This is a genomic window from Fictibacillus marinisediminis (assembly GCF_023149135.1).
GTDB classification, from domain to species: domain Bacteria; phylum Bacillota; class Bacilli; order Bacillales; family Fictibacillaceae; genus Fictibacillus_C; species Fictibacillus_C marinisediminis.
This window is the reverse complement of record NZ_JAIWJX010000004.1, coordinates 17,300-31,171: the sequence shown is the minus strand read 5'-3', so window position 1 is coordinate 31,171 and position 13,872 is coordinate 17,300. Positions and strand designations below refer to the sequence as shown.

At 37.5% G+C, this 13,872-nt stretch carries 15 protein-coding genes; 10 read left to right on the top strand and 5 right to left on the bottom strand.

Annotated elements, in window-relative coordinates:
• Nucleotides 1-58: 58 nt before the first annotated feature.
• From LCY76_RS22880 to LCY76_RS22870, 3 genes are read right to left on the bottom strand one after another with little or no spacing between them, the layout of a single operon-like run.
• A complete protein-coding gene (locus LCY76_RS22880) occupies nt 59-418 on the bottom strand; it encodes a cupin domain-containing protein (protein ID WP_248254802.1) in 360 nt (119 codons plus the stop codon).
• A complete protein-coding gene (locus tag LCY76_RS22875; RefSeq protein ID WP_248254801.1) occupies nt 405-1,745 on the bottom strand; it encodes an aminotransferase family protein in 1,341 nt (446 codons plus the stop codon). Before LCY76_RS22875 ends, LCY76_RS22880 begins: the two co-directional genes overlap by 14 nt.
• Before the next feature lie 10 nt (nt 1,746-1,755).
• Entirely contained in the window at nt 1,756-2,646 is an 891-nt protein-coding gene (locus LCY76_RS22870; protein ID WP_248254800.1) for a glycosyltransferase family 2 protein, read from the bottom strand.
• 138 nt (nt 2,647-2,784) lie between these two features.
• Between LCY76_RS22870 and LCY76_RS22865 the strand changes: the two genes are divergently transcribed.
• On the top strand, nt 2,785-3,651 hold the full coding sequence (locus LCY76_RS22865) for a PDZ domain-containing protein (protein WP_248254799.1): 867 nt from the start codon (nt 2,785-2,787) through the stop codon (nt 3,649-3,651).
• A gap of 47 nt (nt 3,652-3,698) precedes the next feature.
• Here LCY76_RS22865 and LCY76_RS22860 read toward each other — a convergent pair whose 3' ends face one another.
• Complete coding sequence (locus LCY76_RS22860; RefSeq protein ID WP_248254798.1) at nt 3,699-4,064, bottom strand: VOC family protein; 366 nt, start codon at nt 4,062-4,064, stop codon at nt 3,699-3,701.
• Between the two features lie 841 nt (nt 4,065-4,905).
• Between LCY76_RS22860 and LCY76_RS22855 the strand changes: the two genes are divergently transcribed.
• Nucleotides 4,906-6,216 carry a replication initiation protein gene (locus LCY76_RS22855; protein ID WP_248254797.1) on the top strand — a complete coding sequence of 437 codons (1,311 nt, stop codon included), beginning with the start codon at nt 4,906-4,908 and terminating at the stop codon, nt 6,214-6,216.
• Between the two features lie 65 nt (nt 6,217-6,281).
• Here the strand turns inward: LCY76_RS22855 and LCY76_RS22850 are convergent, their stop codons facing one another.
• Nucleotides 6,282-6,455: a hypothetical protein gene (locus tag LCY76_RS22850; RefSeq protein ID WP_248254796.1), complete on the bottom strand. Its 174-nt coding sequence runs from the start codon at nt 6,453-6,455 to the stop codon at nt 6,282-6,284.
• A gap of 201 nt (nt 6,456-6,656) precedes the next feature.
• Here LCY76_RS22850 and LCY76_RS22845 point away from each other — a divergent pair, with 201 nt between their 5' ends.
• The 8 genes from LCY76_RS22845 (at nt 6,657) to LCY76_RS22810 (ending at nt 13,791) form a co-directional block, all read left to right on the top strand.
• Complete coding sequence (locus tag LCY76_RS22845) at nt 6,657-7,367, top strand: phytanoyl-CoA dioxygenase family protein (RefSeq protein WP_248254795.1); 711 nt, start codon at nt 6,657-6,659, stop codon at nt 7,365-7,367.
• Nucleotides 7,368-7,435: 68 nt separating this feature from the next.
• Entirely contained in the window at nt 7,436-8,266 is an 831-nt protein-coding gene (locus LCY76_RS22840) for a phytanoyl-CoA dioxygenase family protein (protein WP_248254794.1), read from the top strand.
• Complete coding sequence (locus LCY76_RS22835) at nt 8,263-8,979, top strand: sugar phosphate isomerase/epimerase family protein (protein WP_272885794.1); 717 nt, start codon at nt 8,263-8,265, stop codon at nt 8,977-8,979. Before LCY76_RS22840 ends, LCY76_RS22835 begins: the two co-directional genes overlap by 4 nt.
• 3 nt (nt 8,980-8,982) lie before the next feature.
• Nucleotides 8,983-10,521: a M3 family metallopeptidase gene (locus tag LCY76_RS22830; RefSeq protein WP_248254792.1), complete on the top strand. Its 1,539-nt coding sequence runs from the start codon at nt 8,983-8,985 to the stop codon at nt 10,519-10,521.
• Nucleotides 10,522-10,523: 2 nt separating this feature from the next.
• The gene (locus tag LCY76_RS22825) at nt 10,524-11,468 is read left to right on the top strand and encodes an aminoglycoside phosphotransferase family protein (protein WP_248254791.1); all 945 of its coding nucleotides are present in this window, start codon (nt 10,524-10,526) and stop codon (nt 11,466-11,468) included.
• Between the two features lie 9 nt (nt 11,469-11,477).
• Entirely contained in the window at nt 11,478-11,831 is a 354-nt protein-coding gene (locus LCY76_RS22820) for a 5' nucleotidase, NT5C type (RefSeq protein ID WP_248254790.1), read from the top strand.
• On the top strand, nt 11,828-12,562 hold the full coding sequence (locus LCY76_RS22815; protein ID WP_248254789.1) for a glycosyltransferase family 2 protein: 735 nt from the start codon (nt 11,828-11,830) through the stop codon (nt 12,560-12,562). Before LCY76_RS22820 ends, LCY76_RS22815 begins: the two co-directional genes overlap by 4 nt.
• Before the next feature lie 122 nt (nt 12,563-12,684).
• Complete coding sequence (locus LCY76_RS22810; protein WP_248254788.1) at nt 12,685-13,791, top strand: aminoacyl--tRNA ligase-related protein; 1,107 nt, start codon at nt 12,685-12,687, stop codon at nt 13,789-13,791.
• Nucleotides 13,792-13,872: the final 81 nt, after the last annotated feature.

Genomic DNA, 13,872 nt, shown 5'->3' with positions numbered 1-13,872 from the left:
TAAAAAAGAGCTTGATTTCATGTTCAAGCTCTTTTTTGCTTTTTTTTAAAACTACTTACTACTTTTCAATTTTTTCAAATCGATGTTTTTCGATATTGTAATCAATATAAATAAAGAAGGTACATCCTTTTTCTGTATAGACGTCATGGGCTTCTTGATCAATTGCCGTTAAGAAGTCGCCTTTTTTCATCAAGTCATCATTCAACCAAACTTCCCCTTCTACAAGAAACGCAACTTCTCTTCTTGGGTGATCATGAAATGGAATTCGAGCTCCTGGTTCTAATTTTACGAGAAACGCTACCCTACCTGTCTCTTCGTCTTCCCATAAATAAGCCATTTCAGTTTGATCATACATTCCATGTTCCCAGACCATATCCTCTTTACGAACAATTTTGTGTTTGTCTTCACTCATTTTCATTCATTCCTCCAAAAATTTGGTTGATTGCTTGCAAAACCTTATCGGAAAGAAAGGTTGCTTCACTTTTTGATACGTTTAGTGGAGGGTACAACAATAAAATTCCATTAAAATAGTTACCCAGCACCCCTTGCCTTCTTAGTTCTTGAGAAAAACGTTCCCCCAATGAAAAGTCGATAGATTCATTGGACAGACGATCAGATACAAACTCAATGGAGATCATCAATCCTTCTCCTCGTACTTCCCCGATATGCTTACAGTCTTTCAACTGGTTCTTGAAAGTTGAAAGAATGTATTCTCCCATTTCTTTTGCATTCTCAAGTAGGTTCTCTTCTTCAATAATAGAAATTAACTCTAGAGCAGCTACACATCCCACAGGGTGGCCACATTGTGTTGAACCGTGAAGAAATATACCACCTTCCTCCAGTAAGGATGACTCTATTTCTGAAGAGATGAGTGTAGCTCCCATCGGAAAGTAGCCTCCGGTCAATCCTTTGGAAATCGTCAACAAATCCGGTTTGATCCCATAATATTCACTGGATGTCCAATACCCTGTTCGTCCTAACCCAGTAGTTACCTCATCAGCGATCAATAGGATATTATTTTCTTTTGCTAAAGAGGCAACTTGCTGCAGGAAACGCTTGGACATTGGAATGATTCCATTGACACCTTGGATGGGTTCAAAGATGATGGCAGCGACTTCATCGGGGGAGATTTCAGCAATTAAATGTTTTAATCGCTGTAGGCAATAATCCGTTATCTCTTCTTCTGTACCCTCAACAGGGGGTCTTAACATATTCGGGAAGGGTGCAGTATAACAACCTTTTATCCCCTCTCCAAAGGTTTCTTGAATCCCCATTTTTGTTACAGAACCTGAAGCAAACGTGGTTCCATGATAGTTTCCGTCAAAACTAATAAACTTGGATTTCCCCTGTAACCCTTTTTGCATGAAATGTTGCCTAGCGAGCTTCATGGCCGTTTCGATTGCTCCACTGCCATCAGTTGTATAAAAGCATAGGGAAAATTGCTCTCCCGCTACACTCACTAACTTCTCAGCAAGCTTTTGTACATAAGGATGGGTTTGACCACAAGTGGAAGCGAAACTTAAACGCTCCATTTGCTTATTGATCGCGTCCACTACCCTTTTATTACCTAACCCAACGGTTGGAACAGCTGTTGTGGCATAAAAATACTCATTTCCTTTATCATCTTTAACCCAACAACCTTTTCCACTTTCTAAAAAAGTGTAGATCTCTTTAATATCCTCTTCCGTCTTATCCTGTAAATTAGGCATAAAACTGAATGGATGAAGGACGTTATACTTGTTCATACACACACTCCTAAAAGTTTGTTATCTTCACAAACAGCTCCGGTACATTTTTGAATTTATTGACGTTATCATGCAATGGAATACTAACATTGTGGAGATCCAATAAACTGACGTCACCTAACATAAAATCCAAAAGCAACTCGACTTCTGGGGATAGATGTTTCTTTTTGAATATGTCATGGCTTTTCTTAAGATGGTTTTGATAATTGTTTTGTCTGCTATGGGCAATATGAATGTTGACCGCTTTCCTGTTGTATAAGAATTTAACAGATTGGCGATAGGCACGGTATCCGAACTCAAAGTGTTCAAAACCCCAATACCGAAAATCGGGATCAAATCCCCCTACCTTTTTAAAAAGGTCATATCCAATCGAAAAGTTACCGCTAAACGTTGCCAACCAAGGAATGTTGGATATTGATTCCCCTTCCTCATCAAATAACGTATAGATAATACGAGGATATTGAGGCCTTCTCAAACGCTGAGTGGATAAATAATTATGAAAGACCGTAGGAAGGTTATTCCAAAGATTTGGGACATACATTTCCTTGATATCCCCTACTACCAATGCATGTTGTTTCATATTATGGGCATTGGCATGTTCAAGAATAAAATCTCTAGCGGGAATTCGATCAGCATCACAAAAGATGAGAGTGGATGGATTTTGAAGCGCTTCAACCCCGACATTTCGTGCGATGGCTCTCCCGCTTTTGTTAATCCTTGTGTATGTGATATCCAATACATCTTCAAACAAATTGACAATGCTTTTTATGTCCTCTTCAGAACCATCATCAACAATAGAGATTTTAAATGTATTCACAGATTGTTTATGGAAACCATGTAAAGTACATAAAAGGGGAATCGCTTGATTGAAAACTGGAATAACCACACCGATTGTTCGCATTTTTTTCACCTGTTTTTGTACTTCATTATAAAAACGCCTCTCGATGCCGCGCTCGTTTTTTATTGCCTATTTTCTTTAAAAACGCCGAGTAAAATATCATCCTCGTCCAATAAGATAGATGTAGGAAGGAGGCGAATCATGGATAAGTCTAAATTTTTCACACTGAATTCGTGCTACATTACAAGTACAAAAGAGGAACTTTGGTCCTTTTTTTCGACCACGGACGGGTGGAATCGTTTTTTAACGGATGTTGCCCTAGTTGAGGGAAAAGAAAAGAGCATTGAAATTGGTGATGAAGTTGATTTTATAATTGGTGAGTTATCAAACAAATCCATATGTATACTCAAGGAAGCGCCAAATCATATTGTTTTTTGGGACAAATACAAAGCGTTACTACCCGATGGCTCCTATCGAGAATACGAGCTATATACTGCTTTTTCGTTAGAAGAAATATCAGAAAACCTTATAAAGATTACGGTAAAGGTGGACGGATATGATGATGACGAAATGATGCAGTGGATTAGAGAATGTGGAGAAATGGGCTGGAGGCAAACACTATATAATATAAAAAGCATTGTAGAATTTGGGTTGGATTTACGAAATGATATTTTTAATTATCCAAGGATCGGAGTCATTAATTACACGGCCACATCTGAGCAACTGCTTCAAGCGGGTTCTAGTCATGAGGGTAATTTCATGATGAAGGTGTACCCAAATAGCCCTGCGTTCTATGCAGGCATCCGTGAGGGGGATATTATTACCCACATCAACAATAAACCCGTGACCTCTTATTACCAATTTGTTCGTACTTTATCCCATTATTTTAATAAGGAAAATCTAATAGAAGTTGTCTATTGGAGGAATAAACAACTAAATAAACAAGAGATTCGATTAACCTATGACGACCAATATACAGGTATGATCAACCCAGAAGAAACACCACTTTCGGATGTTGCGCTCCACCGAAAGGAAAAAAGCATCATCAAGGAAAAACATAAAAAGTAGAGTGCCGATACACTTCATTGTTTCGGCACTCTTCATTTATAACTATATTACTGATTAAAGTGTTCCTGACAAACCATAACCATGTTTCCATCTGGATCCTTGAAATTAAAGAAGGAAACCATGTCATCTCTTTCAATCTCCCGAATGATTTCACCTCCATTTTCTTTCACTAATTTGTAAGCTCGATCAACATCTTCCGTATTCAACATAAACGAGGGGCGAACATGATCCGCATTGTTTCGATTATCGTCAAGAAGAACGCCTCGTCCTTCCCCCATTTCAAACCAATGTACAGGGCCTTGAGGTTCCTCCTCCGGCTGCGGCTTTTCTAAAATCTTAGCATACCATTCCGTTGATTTTTTCAAATCACTTACATGAATAAAAACACTTCCTAATCGATTAATAACTGCCATTTTTAAAACACGCTCCTTCATTGGTTATGGGGATAGTTCAACGTAAGAAAGAAATGCTGGTTCATTGGAGGATGCACAATACATACCCTAAAGTTTTTATCATCACACATATCCACTACACACTTAGGGTCTTGTAGCTCAGCATCCACAAGGTGTCTTGCAAAAAGAGTTTCAAACCACTCCGTTGCTTTTCTGATCCAATTGATGTTTTCCCACACTCCTTTTCAAAGGTTTAAGGGAGACTTTAACGCGAGTAAAAAGTACTAACCCGTAGAAGGATGCTCCTTTATCAAGCCCTTCATAATATGTAACGTAGAAAAGGTGGAAATTCTTACAATGTTTTTAATTTTTTTTTCCTTTACATGAAAACTTTTTTCAAATAAAGCGGCACTCTAATTTTGGATACAACCTCATTCAGGTAAAGTTGTTTAATGTATCCTGTAATCTATTTCCTAAAAATTGTTGTATTCTGTCTTTTTATGTATTAAAATAGAACATATGTTCTTATAATTTTTCAAAAAAAGAATTTCTTGCTAAAAAAGCTTTCCAAAAACAAAAGACTATATCTAATCAAAAGTGATATAAATAAGCAGAAACAACAGTCTTGTTTATATAAATTACAGTAGATGAATCCTTTTCTTATACAAAAAAATGGAGAACACACAAAAAGCCGAGTCTTCATTTCTGGTATCCCTCATAGTTAACCTAACGAAACTTTTTGATGGATAACCTTTTTCCTCTAAAAAAGGGTTAGCGTTTTATCTTTAACTTTTAAAAGTTATTTCTCTCCGTTAGAAATCTCATAATTCATTGTGTAATAAGAGAAAGATAGGAGGTTAGCATGATTCACATAAAAGAACTAGATCCTCCTCGAGGTGATCATTTATCGTTTTACAAAGTACAAGAAACGGATCATTTGAATGCTTATCATTGGGTGACTAAGTCCAACGCACTAATTGAAAAGAAATATCAACTTTCTGTCTTAGAGCAAAAGCTAATATTATGCCTTTCTAGTCTGGTTCAACCTTCTGATGAAGCTTTTCGACCTTATCGAATCAAAGTTTCCGATTTCGTCCAACTCTTGGGCTTGAAATCGACAGGTAAATATACAGAAATTCGCAAAATCGTCAAAGCCCTTCAACTAAAAACCCTACCTCTTTATACGGATCAGTCAATTCTGGATATCACTTGGCTTTCCAGTGCTGAATATTTTCATGGGAAGGGTTATGTAGAACTGGAATTCAGTCCCAAGCTAAAACCATACTTATTGCAGTTAAAAGAAAAATTTACTACATATCAGTTAAAAAATATTATACAATTGCGCTCTGCGTACTCTATTCGTATTTATGAGTTATTGAAACAATATGAGCACATTGGCCAACGAACCTTTTTACTGGATGAACTCCGTGAAGTGATTGGTATTTCACCGACTAAGTACAAGTTATTCGGTCATTTTAAGGATAAGATATTGAACGTCAGCAAAAAGGAACTTGAGGAAAAAACCGATCTGTGTTTTGAGTTTGCAGAAACAAAGACCGGAAAAAAAGTAACCGAAATCAAATTTTTAATTTTTAAAAATACCAACAAGCAAAGGGCACTATCTGTTTCAAAAGACCCGGATCCAAAAGTGCAACTAAAAGTAATTTTAGAAAATACAGGGATCAAAACCTCAGTAGCAAAAAGTTTAATAAACGATTTTCCATTAGAACAAATCGAGCGAAATATTCGATATAGCCAGTCGGTCTTTACTAAGAAAAAAACGGACAATCCAGTAGGTTATCTGATTCAATCAATTAGAGAGGATTATGCTCATTCTGTTACCAGGCATTCAGAAAGTAAACTTCCTGAATATCTAAGGACTACCGAAGATTTGAACGTTTCAGGTGACACCTTGCCTCGGGAACCTGAGTATAACGCCTCCATTATTGAAGAGCATCTTCTCCAAATCAAACAACTTCTTTATAACATCATGGAGTTTTCACACCAAGATGAAGAAGTTGTCCTCCAGCGCTACAAAAACGAAGTCCTTCAGTATTTAAGCGCTATGATGGATAAGAGAAAGCAGCAAAACCTCCCCCTCCTCGACTCCTCCGAATTTAAAGACCAGGAAATTAGAACCTATTATTCTTCTCTTTTTCCGGTTACCTCCTAAGACCACACAGAAAACCGCCCCCACTCGGGAGGCGGTTTTCTACGTTTATCAAGAAGAAATCTCTGTTAAAATTTCCCCCAAAACATACGTTGAAATCTCGAGAAATAAAGATGCTCCCAATGGGGTTTATCATATTGCAGTGAGTCTTCTAGTAAGTAATATTCTCTTAAAGCTTTAGATTTCATATCATGATCCTTATGATTTTCGTTTTTCTTAGGGTCTGTTTTTTTTGGATCCATAAATGCCTCCTTACTAGGTAGTCATCGCTTTTACACTTGATTAACCCTAGAATAGGCGATATGAAGGAGGAACACTCGGCTATTATTGCCTACAACCTTATAGATGGTAGCTACTTGGCCAAATATACAAATAAAGCCGAGGAATCTGTCCTTTATTTTAATATGCTTGACCTACTACTAATTAACTGAGGGGGTCTATTGATGACCATGACCAGCATACTGGACGAGTTTAAACAGCAAGGCTTTGTTGTGATTCCAAATGCCTATACATCTGAAGAAGTGGAAAAATTAAAAGAACAGTATCAACATTTATGGATGGATCAAGTTAGGGAGGGAATTATCCAACAAGACCCTGAGAAACCCCTAGAATCCCTTTATCCCAGAATCAAAGATTATCATCAAAAAGAGGAGAACGTGTTTCACTTTGTCATGAAACCTGAGGTCATCTCCTTAGTGGAACATTTGTTGGAGGAAGAAGTCGATCTAATCTCCACTAATTTTTATTTCAAGCCCCCAGGAGCTCAGGGTATGCCCATGCATCAAGACAATTATGGGATTGGTGTAACTCCCGGAAAATGTATTGCAGTTTGGGTGAGTTTAAGTGAAGCAAAAACTGAAAATGGAAGCATGCGGTTCGTACAAGGCACCGCTGATTTTGATATATTGGAACCTGAAAAAACAATCGATGAAAAGGCTGATACCTTCGGTGGGTATGTACAGACTTTAAAAGTTCCTGAAGGGCATGAAATCGTACATCTGAACACTTCCCCTGGAGATATTGTCATTTACAACGGCGCTGTACTTCATGATTCGCCTCCAAACAACACAAAAGAAGAATTCAGGCAATCCATTATCTCGCATTTTGCACCTGTGAGTGCTAAAAAGTTACACTTAATTACAATTACCTTGTAAACAAAAAAGGAATACGTATCCGGAAACGGCCCAATTTTCATGGAATAAAAAAATAGGGAGGCGTCCTTATGATCCATATTCAAGATGAGCAAAAGGAATTTTTTGATAAGGAAGGCTATTTGGTTCTTTCAGATGTTTATCCGCAACAATACATCACGTTAGTAATGGAGGAATACGAACGCATAAGGGTTCATCTTCTTCAAAATAAATCCATCCTTCAAAACCGTGATAAACCCTTATTCAGCTTGTATCCTCGCTTACGCGATTATCACAAAAAGAATTCGATTGTTGCCGATGCCATTTTTAAAACACATCTGTTTGACTTAATGGCTGAAATCATTGGTGAGGAACCCCTTCTGATCTCTACTAGTTATTATTTTAAGTCTCCCGATACACCTGGATTGCCGATGCACCAAGACAATTATGCCTTCGGCGTTACACCGGGCACAACGTACGCAGCTTGGATTAGCTTGGATGGTTCAGATCATGAAAACGGCGGTTTAACTTTTATTAAAGGTTCACAAAAAATGAAGTTGATTCAACCTAAGACAAAAACAAATAGTGTTAGAGAGTATTTTTCGGATGCAGGACAAAAAGTTGAAATTGACGATCCAGATCAAATAATCAACGTACAAACTAAGCCCGGTGATATTGTTATTTTTAACGGAAGAATCATCCATGGATCTACGAAAAACGAATCCAGTTATCGTTTTCGAAGGTCACTAATTGGTCATTTTACGGGAGCAAGCGTGGAACGATTAGCCTTAAACTTTAATTGGTTATACAATCGGTACGGAGAAAAAGTAAGAAGACGATTGAATAAAAACACAAAAATAACCGAGAAGTATGGAACCGTGTTTTCAATAAAGCAGGCTCACTACTTTGAGGATTGGAGATGAGGTTTAATCCGTATATATCGTATCATGTTAGTCAATGGAAACATGATTACCTTGCGGCCTTTAAACGAATTTCCGATCACGGGATGACATCGGTAGAAATGGGAAGTGCCTTTCTCCAGGATATTTCCCTCATTAAATCTCATCTGGACGCATATGGCCTTACCCTTTCATCCGTATTTGAATTTGGTCATTTTCAAAATTTTCGTCGAAAACGAGAAATCTTGATGCATCATAGTTTATTAGCTCATAAAATGTCACGTCTAGGAGTTCCGATGGTCATACTGGCTCCTGGGTTACGTTATAAAGATACGTCCCTCTCCCAGATGTACATGTTTATTGACGAAATCACAAAAATTTACTCATCTTATAATATAACGACTACGATTCATCCTCATTTTAAACAATGTATTTTTTTTGAAAAGGACATAACGTCACTTTTAGAAAATGTCAATCAACCCCTTTTTCTTTTACCTGACACCTGTCATTTAAACTTAGCTAATATTGATACCGCTTCTTTTTTTCAAAGATTCTCAAGGTTTGTTAAGGGAGTCCATGTACGAGAGCTATCGAGTATCCTTTTTTCTTTCTTAATTGATATTCTTCAAAAGGATTCCTGGATCATTATTGAAGAAAGCGAAAAGATAAAAGCCTCCCTTACTACCATCGACTTCAATATTAAAGAAGTAAAAAAATTCATAGGATTTGAGGCTTAATTTATGGAATTACAGCGGCTCAATATGGAAATGAAGCAAAAATATGAGAGAATGATGGATTCTTTATGGCATTTACTTGTAACTGGAAATCCAGATTTGATTGAAGCAGCCGATCAAACTGAAAAGGCTTATCAAACCCTATTATTATCCCAAGAGGTACAGCAACTGATCAAATCAAAGACAAAGGAGCGATCAAATAACACCTCGCTTGAACATATGCAAATCAATATGCTTCGGAATGAAACATTAGAGTTTAGTTATGATTTGACCTTACGAGAACAAATGAATGAGTTGTGGAGTGGGCTTAACTTCCATTTCGCTACATTCCGTCCTACCATTGATGGACAAACCTTTACAGAAAGCGAACTCCTTGGGGAACTGGAAAACCAACCTGATCCCAATGAACGTAAAAAGTATTGGGAAGCTTATATGAAGAGTGGCCAAGAAATTGAGGATCAGTTACTCACTTTAGTTAAGAAGAGAAATCAAGTTGCACGAGAAAAGGGATATTCAAACTTTTATGAACTTAAATTGTCCACACAGGATTTAAATGTAAAGGATGTAAAAGAAACCATTTATCATATCAAATCCTCTCTAGATCCTATATATGAATACCTTAAACAAATGATTGATGAAGAAATCATGGAAAAGTTTAATATCTCATCTCAAGAAATTCAGCCTTGGCATTATCAGCATCCTTTTTTTCAGTACTATAAAAATAATCATATAAACTGTTCAATTGATATGCTAGACATCAAGGATTTTTTTGAAAAAATCAACCTCGACATCGCACCACTAATCCAAAATGGGAATTTCACCAATGATCAAGAAAAAAGCCCCACTGGCTTTTGTTTTCATGTGGACCGACAGGGAGACATTCGAATTTCAGTGAATCAAAATCCCACCTTTCAATCTATTCAGACACTGCTCCATGAACTCGGTCATGGTGCTTATGAAATGTCCATGAACCCCTCTCTTCCCTTTTTACTTAAACAGCCTTCGCAAATCTTTATCAGTGAAGCGATCGCCTTGTTGTTCGAGAAAATCCCTCTATATTCTATCCATTTCCCTTCCAAAGACGCTTCGGAGGTTTTAGCTAAAGAAACATACTATCAAAACTTGTTGGTCCGGCTGTATTGGACCATGACCTTAACGTTGTTTGAAATGCAGTTATACGAAAATCCCGAACAAAACCTAAACGAGTTATGGTGGACATTGGTAAAAGACATTCAAAAGGTGAACCCACCTGAGGACTGGGACTTTCCATATTGGGCAAGTAAATCACACCTCTCCAGCTTACCTGTTTACTACCATAACTACTTATTTGGTGAATTAATTGCCTCTACTCTATTTATTTATTTGAAATCATCTTTTAAGGAACCCTTTTCCCCAGATGCTATACAGGATCTAAAAGAACACTTGTTTTATCCAGGTGCTTCTCTTAGATGGAAAGATGCGTCTAACGCTGATTTTTTCCTTCCCATAACCTCTCAGTATTTAAAAGATGAAATAAAAGCTTATTTTAAAACAAAGAGTGATTAAACATGAATGAAAGTTATAATTCACGCTTCTTCAATTCCTTACAACTCACAAATAATGGTCTGACCGTAAAGAAAACCAGTCATAAGACGGACATTCTTCAAAGTGAAATTTTATGGTACATTCAATTACCCTCTTCCCTTCATATCTATATGCCTCGTGTACATGGGTACTCTTTAGGTTCCAATAACATGTATGTGGAATTGGAACGTATTTCTTCCCCTACTCTATCCCAACTTTATTTGAAAAAAGATAATGTCAATTGGGATCATGTTGGAGAGGCCGTACAAGCCATGTTATCTGATTTCCAGCAATATCAAATGCCCTTAGATAAAGAGCAAATTCACTCCATGTATTGGGACAAAACCATAAACCGGTTAACTGAGTATCTACAAAAAAATCTGTTGGTTCATAGGGGAAGCCATGTTAAAAAAGCGTTAAAAATTAACGGAAAATCGTACCCTAACCCGCTGCTTTTATTAATGGAGAATCAAAACTATCTTTTGGATCTCCTGAATACAAACAGTGGAGCTATTATCCATGGGGATCTTTGTTTTTCCAACATCTTTTATGATGATCAAACTCGACGTATCAAGGTGATTGATCCGAGAGGCTCCTTCGGGAAGCTTACGCCATATGGGGATCCACGTTATGATCTTGCAAAACTAAGGCATAGTTTATCAGGTTATGACTTGCTTATTCACAATCGTTTCGATGTGCAGACCACTTCTACTTGCATTGAATACCAACTTCACACCACTGAAAAACAAGTAGGTATTCACGATGTATTGGCCGATATTCTTCAATTAAATGATAAAAAAGTTCGCCTCATTGAAGCACTTCTTTTTCTTTCCATGATTCCACTTCATCAAGACTTTCCTCAACGGCAGTGGGTCATGTACGGGTTGGGAACCGAACTTTTGTATCAACTTCTACAAGATGGACAATAGGAGGACAATATGAGAATTGTGATAGATCTTGACGGCACGTTGTGTGAACTACGTCAATCACACATGACCTACTCGGAATTAGAACCACTACCTGGAGCAATAGAGGGCGTAAAACAATTAAAGAATCAAGGTCATGAAATTATCATACACACGGCTAGAAATATGAAAACACAGCATGGAAATGTGGGAAAGGTTATTGCGAATGTAGGGAAACAAACGTTAGATTGGCTCGATCGTTATGAGATCCCTTACGATGAAGTCGTATTCGGAAAACCCTATGGGGAAGTATACATCGATGATCTAGCCCTTTCATTTAAAAATTGGCCGGATGCACTAACATGGATTAAGGAAATCCAAGTATGAATATCATCATCCCTATGGCTGGTAAAGGAGAACGGTTAAAGAAAGCAGGCTATTCTCTTCCTAAAATGTTAGTAGAATGCGAGGGAGAACCTTTATTTTCCTGGGCGTTACAAGGATTAAAACCTTTTTTTCAGAAGCCCTATAAATTGATATTCATCTGTTTAAAACGGGATCTACAACACACCTCACTTCTAAAGAAAATCAAACAGTATTGCCCGTATCCTTGCACGGTCTTTACCATTGAATCTTGGACCAGAGGACAAGCAGAAACAGTATTAAAGGCCAAACAGTACATCAATAATCAACAACCTTTACTTATCTTTAATTGTGATACCTATATTGATATCGGTTACCATTCATGGTCACCTCATCAAAATTGTGCAGACGGTGTAGTTTGGAGCTTCGAATCCACAGAACCGAATTTAAGTTATATTAAAGCAAACTTAGATGGTACGGTTGACGAAGTACTGGAAAAGACGCCAATGTCTCCTTATGCATCAACCGGCCTGTATTTCTTTAAAACAGGTGCCTCGTTTGTTCAGCTAGCGGAAAAGGCCATTGACAGCAAATGGAGGGCAGCTGGAGAATATTATGTTGGACCGTTATACAACGAACTCATTAAGCAAGGAAACACAATAAAAATGGAAATTGTAAAAACATGTTTTCCCCTGGGAACTACTGATGAAATTGAACGATTCCGGAAACATTTTAAAGCATGTGACAGGATCTAAATAACCCATCATATAAGAATTCAGGGTCCACACAAAAATTACTATTACTCATGTTGTGCTACTTAAGAGTACCTGTAAATTTAATCAACATGATTCCAATTATTTAAGGTAGGTGGATTAATATGTTACTTTATATTCCTTTAAAAAAACTAAATACAAACCGGGAACGTGTTCTCGGTGATCTGGAAAATCTCTACTACCTCTCTGAAAGTATCCTTCACATCGAAGTCAACGATCAGATGTTAATTGTGGATACTTTAAATCATCGAGAAGTGAAAAAACAGATCAAAAGATATTTTACCCAGCCATCCACCAACCCAACCCTTAAGCAAAAAGTGTTGGAGGACAATACAATGCATATTCCCTCCTACCATAGTTCATTTGTTCATTCTTCCACTGGTGCCATATTGACAGGCGACAGTTCATTTCTAGAGGAAGCCTTCGACCGGTTAATATGTCAGATTGCCAAAAAACATCACGTGGTTTTTAAACACTATCCCTCGTTTCTCTCCAACAAAAGTATGCATGTAAGTGGATATGCTAAATGTTTCCCCCAACGTTTGTATCGCTTAAGTGAAATTCCTCATGAGTTTGATATCCTTACACAGTATCGAAAATTATCTCAGAGTCATCAAGACACGAATCATCTCTTTAAAACTACCGACCACTTCTTACAACCCTGTATCTGTTACCATGTTTATGAGGAGTTGGCCTCTCAGTCGAATCCAGAGCTCTTACAGTTATATTCTGCCAAAGGAAGATGTTATCGACATGAACATCCTCACCGATTGTCTCCTACGAGATTGCAGGAATTCACAATGAGAGAAATTGTTTTTGTTGGCTCTGACAAAGACGTGAAAAACGTTCGGATGCAGTTACTGAGTGATGTTTGGGATCTTTTTGAGGATTTGGGTCTTCGAGGATATCTCACCACCTCGAACGATCCCTTTTTTTTACATGAGAATCAAGATAAAAAGTTTTATCAAATTGCAGACAATACGAAATATGAAATCATTTTTTCTCCAAATGAGGACATTCATGTATCCATTGCATCCGGTAACCATTGTGGTACAATGCTCTGCGATGCATTCCAATTAAACAAAGAATCTCCTTCCCTTTTTTCTGGCTGTGTGGCCTTTGGGCTTGACCGTTGGGTACAAGCTTTTCTGTATCATTATGGCTCTGACAAAAAAGGGTGGCCGTCCCTGATACGTAATCTTATTGTATAAACTAGTTTAAATTTCAAGCACCATCTGCGCATCCTCTTATTCTTAGAATTTATCAATTAGTACACCCTTCATTTAATTATT

Bases quoted from the DNA above. Each gene is read 5' to 3' on its own strand.
- LCY76_RS22880 (WP_248254802.1), bottom strand. From the start codon at position 418: ATGAAAATGAGTGAAGACAAACACAAAATTGTTCGTAAAGAGGATATG.
- LCY76_RS22875 (WP_248254801.1), bottom strand. From the start codon at position 1,745: ATGAACAAGTATAACGTCCTTCATCCATTCAGTTTTATGCCTAATTTA.
- LCY76_RS22870 (WP_248254800.1), bottom strand. From the start codon at position 2,646: ATGCGAACAATCGGTGTGGTTATTCCAGTTTTCAATCAAGCGATTCCC.
- LCY76_RS22865 (WP_248254799.1), top strand. From the start codon at position 2,785: ATGGATAAGTCTAAATTTTTCACACTGAATTCGTGCTACATTACAAGT.
- LCY76_RS22860 (WP_248254798.1), bottom strand. From the start codon at position 4,064: ATGGCAGTTATTAATCGATTAGGAAGTGTTTTTATTCATGTAAGTGAT.
- LCY76_RS22855 (WP_248254797.1), top strand. From the start codon at position 4,906: ATGATTCACATAAAAGAACTAGATCCTCCTCGAGGTGATCATTTATCG.
- LCY76_RS22850 (WP_248254796.1), bottom strand. From the start codon at position 6,455: ATGGATCCAAAAAAAACAGACCCTAAGAAAAACGAAAATCATAAGGAT.
- LCY76_RS22845 (WP_248254795.1), top strand. From the start codon at position 6,657: ATGACCATGACCAGCATACTGGACGAGTTTAAACAGCAAGGCTTTGTT.
- LCY76_RS22840 (WP_248254794.1), top strand. From the start codon at position 7,436: ATGATCCATATTCAAGATGAGCAAAAGGAATTTTTTGATAAGGAAGGC.
- LCY76_RS22835 (WP_272885794.1), top strand. From the start codon at position 8,263: ATGAGGTTTAATCCGTATATATCGTATCATGTTAGTCAATGGAAACAT.
- LCY76_RS22830 (WP_248254792.1), top strand. From the start codon at position 8,983: ATGGAATTACAGCGGCTCAATATGGAAATGAAGCAAAAATATGAGAGA.
- LCY76_RS22825 (WP_248254791.1), top strand. From the start codon at position 10,524: ATGAATGAAAGTTATAATTCACGCTTCTTCAATTCCTTACAACTCACA.
- LCY76_RS22820 (WP_248254790.1), top strand. From the start codon at position 11,478: ATGAGAATTGTGATAGATCTTGACGGCACGTTGTGTGAACTACGTCAA.
- LCY76_RS22815 (WP_248254789.1), top strand. From the start codon at position 11,828: ATGAATATCATCATCCCTATGGCTGGTAAAGGAGAACGGTTAAAGAAA.
- LCY76_RS22810 (WP_248254788.1), top strand. From the start codon at position 12,685: ATGTTACTTTATATTCCTTTAAAAAAACTAAATACAAACCGGGAACGT.